The 18,562-nt window shown below is 37.8% G+C and carries 15 protein-coding genes and 3 tRNA genes; 2 read left to right on the forward strand and 16 right to left on the reverse strand.

The features are described from left to right. Nucleotides 1-504: 504 nt before the first annotated feature. From rplS to ffh, 5 genes are all read right to left on the reverse strand, one after another. Nucleotides 505-858, reverse strand: coding sequence for a 50S ribosomal protein L19 (rplS, locus tag H1X92_RS12610; RefSeq protein ID WP_026822674.1), 354 nt, complete (start codon nt 856-858; stop codon nt 505-507). Nucleotides 859-914: 56 nt separating this feature from the next. After that, a complete protein-coding gene (trmD, locus tag H1X92_RS12615; protein WP_180560666.1) occupies nt 915-1,670 on the reverse strand; it encodes a tRNA (guanosine(37)-N1)-methyltransferase TrmD in 756 nt (251 codons plus the stop codon). Between the two features lie 34 nt (nt 1,671-1,704). Further along, nucleotides 1,705-2,253: a ribosome maturation factor RimM gene (gene rimM / locus H1X92_RS12620; protein WP_370520694.1), complete on the reverse strand. Its 549-nt coding sequence runs from the start codon at nt 2,251-2,253 to the stop codon at nt 1,705-1,707. 18 nt (nt 2,254-2,271) lie between these two features. After that, a complete protein-coding gene (gene rpsP, locus H1X92_RS12625) occupies nt 2,272-2,520 on the reverse strand; it encodes a 30S ribosomal protein S16 (protein WP_026822677.1) in 249 nt (82 codons plus the stop codon). Nucleotides 2,521-2,658: 138 nt separating this feature from the next. Next, the gene (gene ffh, locus H1X92_RS12630; RefSeq protein WP_180560481.1) at nt 2,659-4,020 is read right to left on the reverse strand and encodes a signal recognition particle protein; all 1,362 of its coding nucleotides are present in this window, start codon (nt 4,018-4,020) and stop codon (nt 2,659-2,661) included. A 180-nt stretch (nt 4,021-4,200) separates the two neighbouring features. On the opposite strand from ffh, the gene H1X92_RS12635 reads away from it, so the two are divergent. Together H1X92_RS12635 and H1X92_RS12640 are read left to right on the forward strand one after the other, a co-directional pair. After that, nucleotides 4,201-4,989 carry a cytochrome C assembly family protein gene (locus tag H1X92_RS12635; RefSeq protein ID WP_180560482.1) on the forward strand — a complete coding sequence of 263 codons (789 nt, stop codon included), beginning with the start codon at nt 4,201-4,203 and terminating at the stop codon, nt 4,987-4,989. Nucleotides 4,990-5,038: 49 nt separating this feature from the next. Further along, the gene (locus tag H1X92_RS12640; RefSeq protein WP_180560483.1) at nt 5,039-6,331 is read left to right on the forward strand and encodes a CNNM domain-containing protein; all 1,293 of its coding nucleotides are present in this window, start codon (nt 5,039-5,041) and stop codon (nt 6,329-6,331) included. 32 nt (nt 6,332-6,363) lie between these two features. Here H1X92_RS12640 and luxS read toward each other — a convergent pair whose 3' ends face one another. From luxS to aas, 11 genes are all read right to left on the reverse strand, one after another. Then, a complete protein-coding gene (gene luxS, locus H1X92_RS12645; RefSeq protein WP_180560484.1) occupies nt 6,364-6,879 on the reverse strand; it encodes an S-ribosylhomocysteine lyase in 516 nt (171 codons plus the stop codon). A 152-nt stretch (nt 6,880-7,031) separates the two neighbouring features. Then, entirely contained in the window at nt 7,032-8,591 is a 1,560-nt protein-coding gene (gene gshA, locus H1X92_RS12650) for a glutamate--cysteine ligase (protein ID WP_180560485.1), read from the reverse strand. A gap of 186 nt (nt 8,592-8,777) precedes the next feature. Beyond that, nucleotides 8,778-8,854 (reverse strand) — tRNA-Arg (locus tag H1X92_RS12655). Nucleotides 8,855-8,926: 72 nt separating this feature from the next. Next, nucleotides 8,927-9,003: transfer RNA gene (locus H1X92_RS12660), tRNA-Arg, on the reverse strand. A 10-nt stretch (nt 9,004-9,013) separates the two neighbouring features. Continuing rightward, nucleotides 9,014-9,106: transfer RNA gene (locus tag H1X92_RS12665), tRNA-Ser, on the reverse strand. A 564-nt stretch (nt 9,107-9,670) separates the two neighbouring features. Next, nucleotides 9,671-9,856, reverse strand: a complete 186-nt coding sequence (csrA, locus tag H1X92_RS12670; RefSeq protein ID WP_026822683.1) for a carbon storage regulator CsrA — start codon at nt 9,854-9,856, stop codon at nt 9,671-9,673. A gap of 222 nt (nt 9,857-10,078) precedes the next feature. Next, nucleotides 10,079-12,712 (reverse strand): alanine--tRNA ligase, encoded by a 2,634-nt coding sequence (gene alaS / locus H1X92_RS12675; RefSeq protein WP_180560486.1) that lies wholly within the window; start codon nt 12,710-12,712, stop codon nt 10,079-10,081. A 761-nt stretch (nt 12,713-13,473) separates the two neighbouring features. Beyond that, nucleotides 13,474-14,544 carry a recombinase RecA gene (gene recA / locus H1X92_RS12680; protein ID WP_026822685.1) on the reverse strand — a complete coding sequence of 357 codons (1,071 nt, stop codon included), beginning with the start codon at nt 14,542-14,544 and terminating at the stop codon, nt 13,474-13,476. Between the two features lie 105 nt (nt 14,545-14,649). Continuing rightward, complete coding sequence (pncC, locus tag H1X92_RS12685; protein ID WP_180560487.1) at nt 14,650-15,156, reverse strand: nicotinamide-nucleotide amidase; 507 nt, start codon at nt 15,154-15,156, stop codon at nt 14,650-14,652. Next, nucleotides 15,153-16,373 (reverse strand): lysophospholipid transporter LplT, encoded by a 1,221-nt coding sequence (gene lplT / locus H1X92_RS12690; RefSeq protein ID WP_180560488.1) that lies wholly within the window; start codon nt 16,371-16,373, stop codon nt 15,153-15,155. Before lplT ends, pncC begins: the two co-directional genes overlap by 4 nt. Beyond that, on the reverse strand, nt 16,373-18,520 hold the full coding sequence (gene aas / locus H1X92_RS12695) for a bifunctional acyl-ACP--phospholipid O-acyltransferase/long-chain-fatty-acid--ACP ligase (protein WP_180560489.1): 2,148 nt from the start codon (nt 18,518-18,520) through the stop codon (nt 16,373-16,375). The genes lplT and aas overlap by 1 nt, the downstream gene beginning before the upstream one ends. Between the last annotated feature and the right edge of the window lie 42 nt (nt 18,521-18,562).

An 18,562-nucleotide genomic window follows, 5' to 3' on the forward strand; every position in this document is an offset into this window, starting at 1 on the left:
TTCGGGCTTTTCAAGCCCGACCAAATTCCCCTCCCACCTTATGTCGGTGGGAGTACCCTTTGGAGGTTAAGATGGATAATATTTTTTAAGCTCTTTCGGTGTAATTAAAATCTTTTCATCAGAAATATTAACATTATTAAGCTCATCTTTTTGCATGATCATTTTCTTTACCTATTTAACTTTTTATCCTGCATTGCATTACACCGATTTGAGGTACAGCTATACGATAACATGAACTGTAAATATTACAATCCATTGGCGACAACATATAGTAACATTTGCTTTACTAATGAAATTAAAGCGGAAAAAAAATATATAATTGAATGAAAATAAACAAAAAAAATTATACCTACATTAAAGAAAAATATTTTTCTGTTTATAAAAAATTACACAAAAGATTTAATAAAACAATGTTTGATAATGTAATTAAGCTGAAAATAGATAATAAAAAAGCTCGCAAAAACTGCGAGCTTTAAAGATTGTTAGGATGTAGCGAAGAGCGAATTATTTAGTATTCAAGCGCTCTTTGATACGAGCAGCTTTACCCGAACGCTCTCGCAGGTAATACAATTTAGCTCTGCGAACAGCACCACAACGTTTAACTGTGATACTATCTATAACTGGTGAATGTGTCTGGAATACCCGCTCGACACCTTCACCATTAGAAATTTTACGAACCGTAAATGCTGAATGCAAACCGCGGTTACGAATAGCGATAACCACGCCCTCGAATGCCTGCAGACGTCTTTTAGAACCTTCAACCACCCATACCTTAACTTCTACGGTATCACCTGGACGAAATGAAGGAATATTTTGCTTCATTTGCTCTTGTTCAAGCTGTTTAATAATGTTGCTCATAATTACTCTCTTACCCTAGGTAAACTGATATATACAAGACAGTGTGATACAGTGTCTCAATTAATACGTTGTTGTTCTTCATATTCCTGTTGGAATTCTGCCAACAACATTCTCTGCTCGTCAGTCAGAGCTAGGCTTGTTAGAAGTTCAGGTCTTCTAAGCCAAGTTCGGCCTAGTGACTGTTTTCTTCTCCAACGCTCTATTTCTGCATGGTTGCCCGACAATAAGACACTCGGAACTTCCATACCTTCTAACACCTCAGGACGGGTATAGTGAGGACAATCAAGTAACCCAGTCATGAAAGAGTCCTCTTCCGCTGATGCATGATGACCTAATACACCAGGAATAAACCGGGAAATTGAATCGATCATTAACATTGCTGGTAATTCTCCTCCACTAAGAACATAATCACCAATTGACCATTCTTCATCAATTTCGGTTTCAATGATCCGTTCATCAATACCTTCATATCGACCACAAACTAAAATAAGCTTTTTATTTGCCGTTAATTGGCAAACTCCTTGCTGATTAAGTTTGCGCCCCTGTGGTGAAAGATAAATTACTTTAGCATCTTCACCGATCACAGATTTTGCTGCATGAATGGCATCTCTAAGAGGCTGCACCATCATCAACATACCTGGACCTCCGCCATAAGGGCGATCATCTACAGTGCGGTGCCTGTCGTGAGTATAATCTCGCGGATCCCAACACTGTATATTCAATAGGCCATTTTTTACTGCGCGACCTATCACCCCATACTCGGTTATTGCGCGAAACATTTCTGGAAACAGGCTAATAATCCCAATCCACATCTTGCGTTCCACTCATAAAACCTGCAATTGGCGTTTAAAAACCAGGATCCCAATCTACTTCAATTGTCTTAGTAGTAAGATCAACGTTTTTGATCACCTGCTCATCAAGAAACGGTATTAACCGCTCTTTAATACCGAATGCATCTTTCAGATTTGCTTTAATTACCAGCACATCATTTGAGCCTGTTTCCATTAAATCCTGAACATAACCCAAACTATAACCTTTAATAGTTATGACCTGGCAACCAATCAGATCTTTCCAATAATACTCATTACCTTCAAGTACAGGTAGTTGCGCTGAATCAACGATAATTTCGCAATTAGTCATTGAATTAGCCGCACTTCTATCATCAATATGCTTTATTTTGATGATAATATCTTGGTTATGATGTTTCCAACCTTCTAACTCCAGTCGTTGCCACTGACCAGAACGTTGAATAAACCAAGGCTGATACTCAAAAATATCTTCGGTATATTCGGTGGATGAAAAAACTCTGAGCCAACCACGAATGCCATGGGCAGAGCCTAATTTTCCTAATACAATAGGATTAACAGGGATCTTAAGGCAAACCTCTTTGCTCATCACCACCACCGTAGTAAATTAAGCTGCTTTTTTTGCTTGTTTGATCAGTGTTGAAACACGATCAGAAACTGTTGCACCTAAACCAACCCAATGCTCAACACGATCTAAATCTAAACGCAACTCTTCCGCATTACCTGATGCGATAGGGTTAAAAAAACCTATACGCTCAATAAAGCGACCATCACGTGCATTACGGCTATCTGTGACAACGATTTGATAAAATGGACGCTTCTTTGCGCCACCACGAGCTAAACGAATTGTTACCATAACATCCTCATTAGTTAACAAAACAACCAGACCCTATCGAGGAATAGAGTCTGGTTGTTATATAAAAAGCCCCAAGATTCTACTCTTTTTAAGATAAAAAGCAATCAAAAGTACGAATTGTTTATTTAATGTTGGTTGTTAAGCACCAGGGAAACCCGGTGGCATCATCCCTTTCATTCCACGCATCATCTTAGCTAATCCGCCTTTTTTCATTTTCTTCATCATACGTTGCATATCATCAAACTGCTTAAGTAGCCGATTAACATCCTGTACTTGTGTGCCAGAACCGGCTGCAATGCGCCTCTTGCGTGATCCTTTAATAATTTCGGGTTTTTGTCGTTCTTTAGTAGTCATTGAGCTAATAATTGCTTCCATTCTGACCAACATTTTATCATCCATTTGTGACTTAACCGCATCAGGAACTTGGGATATACCTGGCATTTTACTTAACATACTGGCCATACCGCCCATATTGCGCATCTGTTTAAGCTGCTCAAGAAAATCATTTAGATCAAAACTATTCCCTTTTTTAAGTTTATGAGCAAGCTTCTCCGCCTTTTCACGGTCAACTTTGCTTTCTATCTCTTCAATCAGCGATAAAACATCTCCCATACCAAGGATACGGGAGGCAATCCTGTCAGGATAAAAAGGCTCTAAGCCATCAATTTTCTCCCCTATTCCCAAAAATTTAATGGGTTTACCAGTAATATGGCGGATTGATAATGCGGCACCACCACGAGCATCACCATCAATTTTCGTTAATATAACACCGGTTAATGGCAATGTTTCATTAAAAGACTTAGCAGTATTAGCCGCATCTTGCCCAGTCATTGCATCAACAATAAATAGGGTTTCAATTGGATTAACAGCACGATGGATTGTCTGAATTTCTTCCATCATGGCTTCATCAACATGCAGACGCCCAGCGGTATCGATGATTAGCACATCATAAAATTTTAATTTTGCATGTTGTAACGCATTAATCGCAATCTCAACGGGTTTTTCGCTTGAGGTGGATGGAAAAAAATCAATTCCTACCGTTTGAGTGAGTGTTTCTAATTGCTTAATGGCAGCAGGACGATAAATATCAGCAGAAACGACTAACACTTTTTTCTTCTGTTTTTCTTTTAATATTTTACCTAATTTAGCCACAGTGGTGGTTTTACCCGCACCTTGCAAACCCGCCATAAGAATAACAGCCGGAGGTTGTATGGCTAAATTTAAAGCGCTATTCTCCTCACCCATTGCTTTGGTGAGCTCATTTTGCACAATTTTAACAAATTCTTGCCCTGGTGTTAGACTTTTATTGACATCTTGACCTACTGCACTTTCTTTTACCGATTGAATAAATTCGCGTACGACTGGCAAAGCAACATCCGCTTCTAATAGCGCCATGCGAACTTCACGTAAGGTTTCTTTAATATTGTCTTCAGTCAATCTTCCACGGCCACTAATATTGCGCAAGGTACGCGAAAGTCTGTCAGTTAAATTATCAAACATGTGCTTAACTCAATTCTGTTAAAGGGATCTGCTGTCAGTTAATTTTTTATTATAACACGATGATAATTCAATCTCTGCATCGAGTTTAATAAGAATAGTGAACAACAGTTGGAGGCAATGCTGGCAAACGCTATACTAACTTACTCACATTTAATAAATTAGCTAACAAATAAAAACATTATGTCAGTATTCGCTATTATCGCCATTAGTACCTATTTTTTGAGTGTGCTACTTATTATGCCAGGTTTAGCTGGTAAACAAAAAATTTATGCCAGGCTGACTCTGGTATTAGCAGTTATTGCTCTGCTAAGCCATGGTATCGCATTAAAAACATTGATCTTTGTTAGCGGAGGTCAAAACTTAACCTTATTAAATTTAGGCTCTACCGTCAGTTTGTTAGTCAGTATCATTATGACCATTGTTGCTTTTAACGGTCGCGCCTGGTTTCTACTACCGATCGTTTATAGTTTATCTATTATTAATTTACTATTAGCAACCATTATGCCTGGTGAGTTTATTACCCACTTAGAAGCAAGTGTGACTACTTTTATTCATATCGGGTTAGCATTATTAGGCTATGCAACCCTGATTATTGCTGCTTTATATGCCCTACAATTAGCTTTATTAGATTATCAATTAAAAAATAAAAAATTAATATTTACACCGGATATACCACCATTAATGGTTATTGAACGTAAAATGTTCCATATTATCCAAGTTGGGGTCATTTTACTCACTCTCACCCTCGGGACAGGAATGATTTTTATGGATAATGTTTTTAATAAAGAAAACATCCATAAAGCTATTTTATCCATTTGTGCTTGGGTTATTTACCTTATTTTGTTATGGGGTCACTTTCATCACGGATGGCGCGGTAGAAGGGTTATCGTGTTTAATCTGATTGGCGCTTTTATTTTAACATTGGCTTTTTTTGGTAATCGATTGCTACAGCATGTAGTAACCATTTAATTTTTAGACTATTTTACAATTAACTGATGAACAATATAGGAATTTTACCTTGGAGCAAGTCTCAACCAGTACTTTAATCATTATACTTATAGTCATGATTATTTTATCAGCCTATTTTTCTGCCTCAGAAACAGGAATGATGACCCTTAATCGATATCGATTACGCCATTTAGCCAAACATGGCCATCAAGCTGCTCGTCGCGTTGAATCACTATTAAAACAGCCAGATCGCCTAATCAGTCTTATTTTGATTGGTAATAATTTGATTAATATATTAGCCTCATCGCTAGCAACCATTGTCGGAATGAGACTTTACGGCGATGTTGGTGTTGCTATTGCTACTGGTACCTTAACTTTTGTGATCCTGGTTTTTGCCGAAGTGTTACCCAAAACCATGGCGGCACTCTATCCAGAAAAAGTGGCTTTTCCTAGTAGTATTCTGCTTAAACCGCTACAGAAATTGATGTTACCCGTTGTTTGGTTATTTAACACAATCACCCTTATGTTCATGCATTTCTTTGGCATTAGATCACCCATTATCAGTAGCGATGCGATTAGCAAAGATGAATTGCGTACGATTGTTAATGAATCTAAAAGTAAACTTTCTCGCCGTAATCAGGATATGTTGATCTCAATTTTAGATTTAGAAAAAGTTACCGTCGGCGACATTATGGTTCCTCGCAATGAAATCGTTGGCATTGACATTAATAGCGAATGGAAATCGATTATCCGCCAATTAACACACTCGCCACACGGGCGAATTGTTCTTTACCGAGATACCCTTGATGATATTATCGGCATGCTACGTGTTCGTGAAGCCTATCGATTGATGGTCGAAAAGAAAGAATTTAACAAGCAAAACCTAATCAGAGCGGCGGATAAAATTTATTTTATTCCAGAGAGTACGCCATTAAATATACAACTAATAAAATTTCAACGTAATAATGAAAAAGTAGGGATTATTGTTGATGAATATGGTGATATTCAAGGACTGGTGACGGTAGAAGATATTATTGAAGAGATTGTTGGTGATTTTACTACCTCAATGTCGCCCAGTTTAGCCGAGGAAGTTTTACCCCAAACCGATGGCTCTGTATTAATTGATGGAACTGCTAATATACGAGAACTCAATAAAGCTTTTGATTGGCACTTATCTGTTGACGGCGCCAGGACTATCAATGGTTTGTTATTAGAAGAGCTAGGTGACACTCCCATGCTAAATACTGAAATCCTGATAGGTAAGTACCGTTTTGAAGTATTAGCTATCAATGGTAATGTTATCAAACAAGTTAGAGCAATGCCGATTGATTTAGCCTTTACGACAGAACAAAAATCATCCTAGCTAACGTTTTAGCCGCCTTTTATTAAGCTATTTTATGATGATAACTGAGTTAATTTTTCTTTCGATAACATCAATTCGCCATTTTTATTAATAACTATACCACTTTCAATCACATTGCAAGCAATTTGCTGCGCTTCAATTAAAGAGTGCATTTCATAAGTACCACACTGATATTTATTTAACTCAGGTATTTGATTTTGAGCTGTGACCTTCAATACATCTTGCATGGCCATTTTCCAAGCGTCAGCAACACATTGTTCATTAGGCTGACCAATTAGACTCATATAAAATCCTGTTCGACAACCCATCGGTGAGATATCAATAATTTCTACATCACTACTATTAAGGTGATCACGCATAAAACCGGCAAATAAGTGTTCTAATGTATGGATGCCTTTCTCCGTTAATAGCTGTTTGTTTGGCTCACAAAAACGAAGATCAAATACTGTGATCGTATCACCATGAGGAGTCTTCATCATTTTAGCAACACGCACAGCAGGTGCTTTCATCTGGGTATGATCAACCATAAAACTATCAAGTAGTGGCATTATTGTAACCTCTAAAAATTAATTTTTTACAAAATAAATGGAACTTCTCACCATATTGCAAGTCTTACTTAGGCAAGACGCGAAAATTGTTATCATCCTATTCTCTAAGAGATTTATTTTGGCCACTTTGTAGTGGCCATTTTCTTTTATTATCACCCTGCATGTTTCTGCAAGTAGCGCTCAAAACTTATTTTATCTGCTTGTTCAATTGCTAATTGTTTGCGAATTGAGGCGTGATGAACATTAGTAAACTCAGTCGCTGTTATCACTTCATAAGGTTCATTGATTAATTGCTGATAATATCTTTTGGCTAACTGTAAGCCATATTGACTAATGCTTTGTTCAATCATTGGCGATAATATTTGGCCAGAATAAGTAAGCTCTGGATTTTCAAACATTGCTATCAATTGAGAACAAATTTCACGATATCGGGTATTACCGCTCACATCTAACACATCAGCAACTCTAATTAAATCATCAAATAATATCTGCCCTACTTCTTTTAAAGGTCTCATTGATTCACCGCAACCAACACCGATTATTTGTCCAGGTTTACGACCTTCAAGGATCACTCTATTCCAATTCGTTCGACAACAATTTAACTCTTTTTCATCCATCAAGGGTGCATCTGCTAACCCACACCAGATTAAAAACAGATCAAGAAAATGGATCTGAGCTTCATCAATACCAATGGCAGTAAATGGGTTAATATCCAAAGCTCTAACTTCAATATATTCGATTCCTCTTTTTAACAGTGCATCGGACGGCGACTCATCACCAATGAGCACTCGTTTGGGCCGAATAGGCGCATATAATTCATTTTCAATTTGTAAAATATTGGTATTCAGCTGCAAATGTTTGCCATCTTTATTGTATATACCTAATTTTGTGAATTCAGGCGATGGCTGTTTTATCGCTTGTTTAAGGCCAGTAACATAAGTCGATAGATCATTAAAGGTAATACTCAGATCACTTTGGAATTTATTGGTATATCCCAAATCACTCATTCGTAGTGATGTAGCATAAGGTAGATAATAGGTTCCTTTAGCTGTCTTCTCAAAAGGAAGATGCCTGACCTTGCCGTGCAAAAAAGAACCACAAATTGCAGGCGACGCGCCAAATAAATAGGGGATCACCCAACCAAAACGGTAATAATTACGAATGAGCCGAAAATAACCAGCAGAAATTTTATCCTTACCAGTTTCGGCATTTTTAACACCAACCCATGCTTGCCAAAATTCAATCGGTAAAGAAAAATTATAATGGATCCCTGCAATTGTTTGCATTAACGCACCATAACGATTTTTTAATCCTTCCCGATATAAAGTTTTAAAACGGCCAATATTAGAAACACCATATTGAGCAAGTTTAATGTTATCTTGGCGCTTTATAAAACAAGGCATACTCAATGGCCACATCAATTCATGATCAAGATGACGTGCGGTATAACGATGTAGATCTCGTAAAAATGCCAAAACGTGCCCAATATTATTATCAACCGGGGTGATGAATTCCAACAAAGCTTCAGCGAAGTCAGTCGTGATCCATGGATGAGTTAACGCTTTCCCTAAACTATTAGGGTGTGGAGACTTAGCCAAATCGCCTGTTGGCGTAATTCTCAATGTTTCACGTTCAATACCTCGACGAAGACCCTGTAAAATATTAGGCCGTGCCTCTAACCATGATAGCGCTTTTGATACATTCGGGATCAAATCGACCTCCCGTTATCCGTTCGTTATTTTTACTTTTAGAAAAGTTACTTTAGCGTAAATAACTAGAATTGTCGCCGTCTAGATCATTTAGACCAAATGACTAAAGTAATAGGTATATTTTATTAATAAACACATTTTAATTATAAAACAAAAAACCCTGTCGTTGATTGACAGGGTTTTATTATATGGCGCATCCAGAAGGATTCGAACCTCCGACCGCTCGGTTCGTAGCCGAGTACTCTATCCAGCTGAGCTATGGATGCAATTTCGATTTTGCTTTTATTAAAGATACGCTAGTTATCCCTAATAAACAATATTCTTTATTCTAAAATTAATGGCGCATCCAGAAGGATTCGAACCTCCGACCGCTCGGTTCGTAGCCGAGTACTCTATCCAGCTGAGCTATGGATGCACTATCAAAATGGCGGTGAGGGAGGGATTCGAACCCTCGATGCAGCTATTAACCGCATACTCCCTTAGCAGGGGATCGCCTTCAGCCTCTCGGCCACCTCACCATCGAATAGCAACGAGAAAATATTAAACCATCTCTCTGTTGCGTGGCGCTCATATTACTTTCCCAGACTTAGAAGTCAAATAATTTTTCCAATCTTTTTACGTTCTTTAGTCCGTTTGCACATTTCACAATCAAGATGAGTAGTTTAACAACGAAATAAAACAATATGGCATTTTATGTTCACCACTAAAAAATTGTCGAAGTTGGAAGATTAGCAGAAAAAAATAGATCAAAAGTAGTTTCTTATCCTTCAATAAAAGAAACTATTCCAGAGTAGAATAGTTAACCTAAGCATTTCCTTTTTATAAGCTTATGTTAGCTAATAACTTAATGATTTATTTATAAGCAGGTTAAAAATGCGTTGATATCCAACCATTAAAATCCAGCATTTTATTAACAAATATAAAAAATACTAAAAAAAAGACATTTTTTACAATCTCTGTAATTGGTTTTATAGGATACTAAGCTTGAAAAAATACAGTCATGAAATAGACGGCAATAAGAAACAGCGCTCATTCTATAAATATAATTAACATATACCTAAGAATGAACGCTTTACTAAAAATTACTGATTATTTGGCTGGCTTTTTTCAGCTTGGATCCGTTGATAAATTTCTTCACGGTGAACAGAAACCTCTTTGGGTGCATTAACCCCTATACGTACCTGGTTGCCTTTTACCCCCAGCACCGTTACTGTTACCTCATCGCCTATCATGAGCGTTTCACCAACTCGACGAGTCAGAATAAGCATTCTTTGCTCCTTGAAAATTAAAAAGAGTCGGGTCTCTAGGTTTCCCCGCTATTATCCATCACACACCGTGAAAACGTAAAGCAATGATATTCACCTAAAGTATTTAACCTAAAGCAATCATCATACTAATATTGTAGCTAAAAATATAATTTTGTACTTAGGTCATTTAAAAACAATCCGTTAAAGGTTGCATAATTAAGTTATGCAACCTTCATGGTTAACTCATGCCAAGCGTGAATTAACCCACTCTTCAACTGATGCTAATGCAGCAGGAAGTGCTGTTATGTTAGAGCCGCCGGCCTGAGCCATGTCAGGGCGACCACCCCCTTTCCCGCCTACTTGCTGCGCAACATATGAAATTAAATCACCAGCCTTTATTTTAGCAGTCAAATCATTGGTTACACCAACAATTAGACTGACTTTATCATTACTTATAGTAGAAAGCACAATAATTGCTGTTTTTAATTGATTTTTTAAGTCATCAACAATGATACGTAGCTGTTTAGGTTCAGTGTTATTTAATTGAGTAACCAATAAATTAACTCCGTTAATTTTTTTGACTTGTTGGCTTAAAGAAACGCTTTCTTGAGCTGCTTGTTGCCCTTTCAATTGATTTAAGGATCTTTCTAATAGCTTAACTTTATCTAATGTCGCTTTAATTTTTTCCATTAGACTATTAGCATCGCCTTTCATTAGTTGGCCAATTTCTGCCAATAACTGGGTTTGCTGGTGAACCTCATCTATAGCAGCTTGTCCGGTTATTGCTTCGATCCGACGAATTCCAGCTGCTGTACCCGATTCGCTGCTAATGCGAAATAATCCTATATCACCAGTCCGATTGGCATGAGTACCACCACACAACTCAATTGAAAAATCCCCAATACTAAGAACGCGTACCTGAGCATCATATTTTTCACCAAAAAGCGCCATCGCGCCTTTTTCTTTTGCCGTCTCTAAATCCATTAATGTCGTTATAATAGGATCATTTTTACGAATTTGATAATTTACGATATCTTCAATTTGGCGTATTTGCACAGGCGTCATTGCGGCAAAATGGGAAAAATCAAATCGTAAATATTTCTCATTCACTAAAGATCCTTTTTGGCTAACATGATCCCCTAATACATCACGCAAAGCCGCATGCAACAAATGGGTTGCAGAGTGATTGAGACGAATAGCGTTACGACTTTCAATATCAATTTTTGCTTCAACTGAATTATTTATCGTTATTGAGCCAATTAACACCTTACCAATATGTCCAATTGCGTGGGCGTATTTTTGTGTGTCAGACACAGTAAATTGTCCATGACTATTACTGAGTATGCCGCTATCACCAACCTGACCACCTGATTCAGCATAAAAAGAGGTTTTATCCAGAATAATAACCCCTTCCTCACCTTGGTTTAATACATTGACGGGCTTACCGTGATGAAAAATAGCCGTTACTGTAGCTTGTTGGCTGTTATTTTCATAACCTGAAAAATCACTATGACTATCTACTTTAATAACATCATTATAATCAGTCGCAAATCCACTCGATTCGCGAGCCCGATATCTTTGCTGCTCCATCGCCGCATTAAAACCTAACTCGTCAACCTTAATATTACGTTCACGACAAACATCAGCGGTTAGATCTAATGGGAAACCATAAGTATCATAGAGACGAAATGCGATTTCACCCGCTAAAGTATCCCCTTGTAATTGAGCTAATTCATCATCTAACAGTTGTAGTCCACGCGCTAAAGTACGAGCAAACTGTTCCTCTTCATTCTTCAATGTTTTTTCAATTGTTGCTTGTTGAGATTTCAGATCATCAGCTGCGTTACCCATTACCTGAATCAATGGTGCAACTAATTTATAGAAAAATGTCTCTTTTGCTCCTAGCATATATCCGTGACGAACCGCTCGACGGATAATTCGACGCAACACATAACCACGTCCTTCATTAGCAGGAAATACACCATCACCAATAAGAAAAGCACTTGATCGAATATGATCAGCGATGACGCGTAATGATTTATTATTCAGATCCGATAAAGCGACCACTTTAGCAATAGAAGCAATTAATTGACGAAATAAATCAATCTCATAATTTGAGTTAACATGTTGTAATACAGCGGCAATACGTTCAAGCCCCATACCGGTATCAACAGAAGGCGTTGGAAGGGTTTTTAAACTGCCATCAGACTGGCGGTTAAATTGCATGAAAACAATATTCCAGATTTCAATATAGCGATCACCATCCTCTTCAGGTGAACCTGGCGGTCCGCCTAAAATATGTTCACCATGATCATAAAAGATTTCTGTACAAGGACCGCAAGGACCGGTATCCCCCATTTGCCAGAAATTGTCAGAAGCGTATGGAGCCCCCTTATTATCACCTATCCTAATAATACGTTCAGCAGGAATACCAATTTCTTGCTGCCAAATATTATAAGCTTCCTCATCAGTATGATAAACGGTAACCCAAAGGCGCTCTTTTGGTAAATTAAACCACTGCTCACTTGTCAGTAGTTCCCAGGCATATTTGATAGCATCCTGTTTAAAATAGTCACCAAAGCTGAAGTTACCTAACATTTCAAAAAAAGTATGATGGCGGGCAGTATAACCAACATTCTCTAGATCATTATGTTTGCCTCCAGCACGAACACAACGTTGCGCAGTTGTTGCTCGAGAATAAGCTCTTTTATCCAATCCCAAAAATACATCTTTAAATTGGTTCATGCCTGCATTAGTAAACAATAATGTCGGGTCATTATTTGGTACTAATGAACTACTAGGTACAATTTCGTGCCCTTTAGTATGAAAAAAGTCGAGAAACGCTTGACGGATCTCAGCGGTGCTTTTACTACTCATAATTATCCTGAAATCAAGCTGGAAAAACAGATTTATGACTTGATGTGATAAACGTATTTTTATCATCAAACAAGTTACCGGCGGCGTTTTTACCTGACAAAGCTGAGAAATCCTCAAATTGTTTTATGACTAAATCGCTGACAAGGATCTACTAACTGATGTGTATTAATACATCGCTCAAATGTCCAGGCTTTATAGGTACACCTTTCCCTAAATATATCGTTTTCTAACTAACACAACAACGACTAGTCTGGTTAGTTTAACACAAAAAGATTTAGTTATTATGCAGTGAAACTAACAATACATTAACATTATTTCATTATATTTATTTTCCAATTACAGCAACAAAACTGTTAAATCTTGTCTCCATCTACATTTAGCAAGATAGCTTTCAATAGATAACCCCACTGGCTAATTTCACTTAGTTTAAATTACGTATAAGCTATTAATTATTAGCTAAATAGAAGATTGAGAAAAACAATAGCCTAAGTCTAACATAAGTTAATTAAAAACTGCGCCTGAATATATTAAGCCAATAATAACAATTTACTTTATATAACAAAACAAAGCACTTTTTGTAAAAAATAAACTAATCATGTTCATTAATTGCTAATAATATTGTAAATCCTAAGGCTATTTTATTAAAGTGCGTTTCAAATCATAATTTAATCTAACTTATATTAATAACTAATTTATAATAAGCAAAAGGCTATATCCAAATCGAATATAGCCCATAGATTTAATGAATTTTATTTATTAAGTTAAAATTCTTCTGGTAATGAAGTTTCCTCTACCGCTTCTGTGACAAAATCAGAAGCCGCACTACTAAATTCACCAGCATGATTAAGCAACATAGCCCGTAATTTTTTATCTAGCTCAGTGTAAATTTGCGGGCGTTCTTTCAAATAGACGGTCGCATTTGCTTTGCCTTGACCTATCTTTTCGCCATTATAGCTATACCAAGCCCCCGCTTTTTCAATCAATTTATATTTCACACCTAGATCGATAAGTTCACTATAGATATTAATCCCTTCTCCGTACAGGATTTGAAACTCTGCTTGTTTAAAAGGAGCCGCAACCTTATTTTTTACTACTTTAACGCGAGTTTCGCTACCAATAACTTCTTCACCATTTTTGACGGATCCAATACGGCGAATATCAAGACGCACTGAAGCATAAAATTTTAACGCATTTCCACCGGTTGTTGTTTCAGGATTGCCAAACATAACGCCAATTTTCATTCGGATCTGATTAATAAAAATTAATAGCGTATTAGAGTTTTTTAAATTTCCGGCTAACTTACGCATCGCTTGACTCATCATACGAGCAGCTAATCCCATATGTGAATCACCAATTTCACCTTCAATTTCAGCTTTTGGTGTTAAAGCCGCTACAGAATCAACAATAATAACATCTACCGCCCCAGAGCGTGTTAAAGCGTCACAAATTTCCAGTGCTTGTTCACCCGTATCTGGCTGTGAACAAAGTAAATTATCAATATCAACGCCAAGTTTTTTGGCATAAATAGGATCTAAAGCGTGTTCTGCATCAATAAAAGCACAAGTCTTACCTTCACGCTGAGCTGCAGCAATAACCTGTAATGTTAACGTGGTTTTACCGGAAGATTCAGGGCCATAAATTTCAACAATGCGGCCTAATGGCAAGCCTCCCGCACCTAAGGCAACATCAAGAGATAATGAACCGGTAGAGATAGTTTCTACATCCATAGAACGATCTTCACCTAAGCGCATAATTGATCCTTTACCAAATTGCTTTTCAATTTGACCCAATGCGGCAGCAAGTGCTTTCTGTTTGTTTTCATCAATAGCCATTGTTTAACTCCCCCGAGCAATGAAATGAAGATAATACTTCACTGCAGATAAGACGATTTGATATCGGTTGTTGATAATTATACTGTATAACCATCCAGCATCAAGTTAATTTTTGATTATTTCTTTTACTAATGTAGTCAGTGAAAATATCACGGCTTGGCGTCGGATCTGAATACGATCGCCTTTAAACAAGCAACAACGGGTTACTACCCTGGCGACAGAAAGAGACTGGCTAGCAAAACCAAACCACACTGTGCCAACCGGTTTCATCTCAGTACCGCCATCAGGACCGGCAATACCACTAACTGAAAGCGCAAAATCAGCATTAGCCAGAGCTAACGCTCTTTCTGCCATCTCTATGACAACTTGTTCACTAACAGCACCATATTTATGCAAGGTGTTTTTACTCACACCGAGCATGTCATGCTTAGCTTCATTGCTATAAGTAACAAAACCTCGCTGAAAATAAGCAGAACTACCTGAAATATCAGTTATGACTTTAGCAATCCATCCGCCAGTACATGATTCCGCACAGGTTATTGTTTTACCCTGTTCCTTTAAGCTATTAGCCAGACTATTACTTAATTCGTAGAGCAATTGCTCACTATTCATTTTAGCCATTTCCCTTTTTCATACATCTTGCGATACAGATACCAAATCCACAAGATGCCGATTGCTATCGCAAAGGTTGCACCAAATACTATTCCTACAGTAATAATAGAAATACCTGCTTTAAGCGCTAATGAATAAACCCCTAAAATAATTAGCATAGTGGTATTTTCACTTAAATTCTGAATAGCGACAGCGTTACCCGCACCAATCGTCTGTTTACCTTTTTCTTGTAGCAGAGCATTAAGCGGAACAATAAATAAACCACCTAGGACACCTAATATAATAAGGATCAAATAAGTAGATAAAAGGTGTTGTTGCATTGACAAAATAATAATAATTACACCAACAAAGATGCCTACTGGCATACAACGACTCACCTTATTAAGTGTAATAACACGTGCTGCCAATCCGGCGCCAATGATGATGCCAATTGCCACCACGCCATTAAGTAATGTGGGTGTCGTATTATCGGTAATATTAAGTGCGATTGGCACCCAGAGTACTAATAAAAAACGTAGTGTTACTCCGGCGCCCCAAAAAAGACTGGTACCAATTAAAGAAAATCGCCCTTCATAATTATGCCAAAGTGTTTTAAATAGACAGATAAAATTCAAAATTAACTGACGAAAAACCCACTTTTGTTTATTTTTAGCCGGCACTAATTGAGGAATATAAAAGTTAATCACTACAGCTGTTGCATAAAACAGTACACACATCGCTAAAGCAAATAACAGATTAATATCGGAAAAAAAACCGCCCGCAACAGAACCCAATAAAATGGCCGCTATCGTCGAAGCCTCAATAAAGCCATTGGCCTTAATTAAATTATTGCCAGTCGTGATCTCACCTAAGATACCATATTTTGCAGGTGAGTAAGCAGCGGCACCAATGCCAACTAAACCATAGCAGAGAAAGGGATCCAATCCTAACAGAATGCCTACTGCTCCGATCAATTTACTAATATTAGCCAATAACATGACTCGACCTTTAGCAAAACAATCGGCTATTTGTCCAACAAAAGGCGCTAATATAATATAAGTAAAAACAAATACTACTTGTAAGATAGGTTGACTCCAAGCCGGATAAAACGCGGCTTTGAGTTGGGCTAAGATAACAAATAATAGGGCATTATCAGCAAAAGCAGAAAAAAATTGAGATAAAAGTAGCGCTTTCATACCCCTAGTTAATAGAGGCATCGATGCTATTAAATCATTCATCAAGATTCCTCTGCCGCGATTTTATTTAACGCCACAAAATCAGGTTTTCCACTGCCAAGTAAAGGAAATGTTTTTAGGTAGCGAATATCTCTGGGTACCGCTAATTCTGGTAATCCTTTTTCTTTCGCCGCCGCTAATAATCGACGACGATCTAAGGTGTTATCAGTGGTATATAAGATCAGGCTTTCACCTTTATTATTGGTAGTTTTGATCACCACGCCATGCTGGGCATGGGGCGATATACTAGCAACAAGATGCTCGACTGTTTCTAGTGAAACCATTTCTCCCGCGAGTTTTGCAAAACGTTTTGCTCTTCCACGGATGATACAATAATCGTCACTATCAAATTCAACAATATCACCGGTATCATACCATCCCTTCTCATTCTCTCCTTGGCTATTTTCTGCATGAGGCAACTGTAAACGATTAGGATCCTCAACGCGTAAATAGCCTTTCATGATATTTGGACCACGTAACTGTAAACGACCGGCTTGCTTGATACCTGGTACCGGCACTAGTCTGGTTTCTATGCCAGGTAAAATTTGACCAACCGTATCAACTTTGGCTGCCATCGGGACGTTGATTGAGACAATTGGAGCACATTCTGTTACCCCGTAGCCTTCAAGTATTCGGATACCAAATTTGTCGAACCAAATTTTTTTTGTGCTTTCAATCAGTTTTTCAGCTCCGGCAACAACATAACGCACGCGCGCAAAATCATAAGGATGGGCAAAACGAGCATAATGTGCCAGAAAAGTAGGAGTAGCGAAAAGTACCGTGCAATTTTTTTCATAGACCAACTCTGGGATCACCCGATAATGCAGTGGACTAGGATAAAGCAATACACGACTACCGGAAAAAATAGGAATAAACAAACCTACCGTCAGCCCAAAAGCATGGAAAAGAGGTAAAGCGGACATAAATCGATCTTTAGGCGTAAAATCAGCCACTGTTTTAACTTGCTCTATATTAGCTAATAAACTGGTATGGCTATGTACCACCCCTTTAGGCGTTCCCTCCGAGCCTGAGGTAAAAAGGATCAATGCCGCATCATCCGGTTTTGCTGGTATAAGCGCTTTTTTGGGCAATAGTAAGTGATAGAGGATCCATTTTTTGTCTTGCCATGTCAGGGAGTCTTGCAGATCTTCTAAATAAATCCAGTTAACTTCAGTAACCTGTTCAGGCAAATGTGACAACTTACCTTTTTCAATAAACTGACGAGAACTAAAAATGGTCTTAATGGATGCCGCTTTGATAGCATTTTTTACCCCATTGCTACCAGCTGTATAATTCATCATGGCCGGGATCCGGCCCCGCAATATTGCTCCAAAAATAGTCGCCGCTGTCACTGTTGCATTAGGTAAAAGCAAGCCTATATGTTCATGCTGTTTAGTATAACGTTCAATAATACGCCCAAGCGCTAAGATTTTCTTGAGAAAACTTTGATAACTGTCTTCTTTAAAACTAATATCTTCGATACAACCAGTAAAACGGCCAAAACGTTTCATCGCATCAAAATAAGCTTCCATCAATGTTTGCTGGGGGCGATTACACAACCGAGCTTCTTTCATAATCTTATAAAGTTGCGATCCCGCCAGCCGACGACGCTCTGCTGCTCGTTTCGCCTCAGGCATGGTGATATTTGTTGCTGGTAAAATCGTTAGTGTCATTTTAGGAAAATATTTGAGCTTAAAAATCCCTCTCAACCGACTAAAATAACTCAATTCAGGTCCATAAATTCTAATAGGAATAACTTTAGCGCCGGTTTTTGCTGCCACAAACGCTGCACCATCATAAATTTTCATCAAAGAACCATGAACGCTAATTCTTCCTTCAGGGAAAATGACGATCGGGCGTCCTTTTTCTATTTCTCTAACTAAAGTTCGAATGGCCATCGGGTTGGCAGGATCAAGCGGAACAACATCGGCATAGGGTTTTAATAATTTAATAAAGCGTGGTGTACCGATAGATGAATAAACAGCAAAAAGTGGGCGAATAGGTAAGAATAGAGCGAGCAGGATCCCATCTAGAAAAGAGACATGATTAGGTGTTATTAAACATCGCTCATATTTTTTAAGTTTTATTTCACCAACAACTGTCACACGGAAAAAAAACTGGAATATTGCGCGCAATAATTTTATCAGCATATCTCTTTCCTTACTCCTTAATGTTATTGATCATTTTAGAGT

Source organism: Arsenophonus endosymbiont of Apis mellifera (assembly GCF_903968575.1).
Classification (GTDB): domain Bacteria; phylum Pseudomonadota; class Gammaproteobacteria; order Enterobacterales; family Enterobacteriaceae; genus Arsenophonus; species Arsenophonus apicola.

Bases quoted from the DNA above. Each gene is read 5' to 3' on its own strand.
- rplS (WP_026822674.1), bottom strand. From the start codon at position 858: ATGAGCAACATTATTAAACAGCTTGAACAAGAGCAAATGAAGCAAAAT.
- trmD (WP_180560666.1), bottom strand. From the start codon at position 1,670: ATGTGGATTGGGATTATTAGCCTGTTTCCAGAAATGTTTCGCGCAATA.
- rimM (WP_370520694.1), bottom strand. From the start codon at position 2,253: ATGAGCAAAGAGGTTTGCCTTAAGATCCCTGTTAATCCTATTGTATTA.
- rpsP (WP_026822677.1), bottom strand. From the start codon at position 2,520: ATGGTAACAATTCGTTTAGCTCGTGGTGGCGCAAAGAAGCGTCCATTT.
- ffh (WP_180560481.1), bottom strand. From the start codon at position 4,020: ATGTTTGATAATTTAACTGACAGACTTTCGCGTACCTTGCGCAATATT.
- H1X92_RS12635 (WP_180560482.1), top strand. From the start codon at position 4,201: ATGTCAGTATTCGCTATTATCGCCATTAGTACCTATTTTTTGAGTGTG.
- luxS (WP_180560484.1), bottom strand. From the start codon at position 6,879: ATGCCACTACTTGATAGTTTTATGGTTGATCATACCCAGATGAAAGCA.
- csrA (WP_026822683.1), bottom strand. From the start codon at position 9,856: ATGCTTATTCTGACTCGTCGAGTTGGTGAAACGCTCATGATAGGCGAT.
- alaS (WP_180560486.1), bottom strand. From the start codon at position 12,712: ATGAGTAGTAAAAGCACCGCTGAGATCCGTCAAGCGTTTCTCGACTTT.
- recA (WP_026822685.1), bottom strand. From the start codon at position 14,544: ATGGCTATTGATGAAAACAAACAGAAAGCACTTGCTGCCGCATTGGGT.
- pncC (WP_180560487.1), bottom strand. From the start codon at position 15,156: ATGAATAGTGAGCAATTGCTCTACGAATTAAGTAATAGTCTGGCTAAT.
- lplT (WP_180560488.1), bottom strand. From the start codon at position 16,373: ATGAATGATTTAATAGCATCGATGCCTCTATTAACTAGGGGTATGAAA.
- aas (WP_180560489.1), bottom strand. From the start codon at position 18,520: ATGCTGATAAAATTATTGCGCGCAATATTCCAGTTTTTTTTCCGTGTG.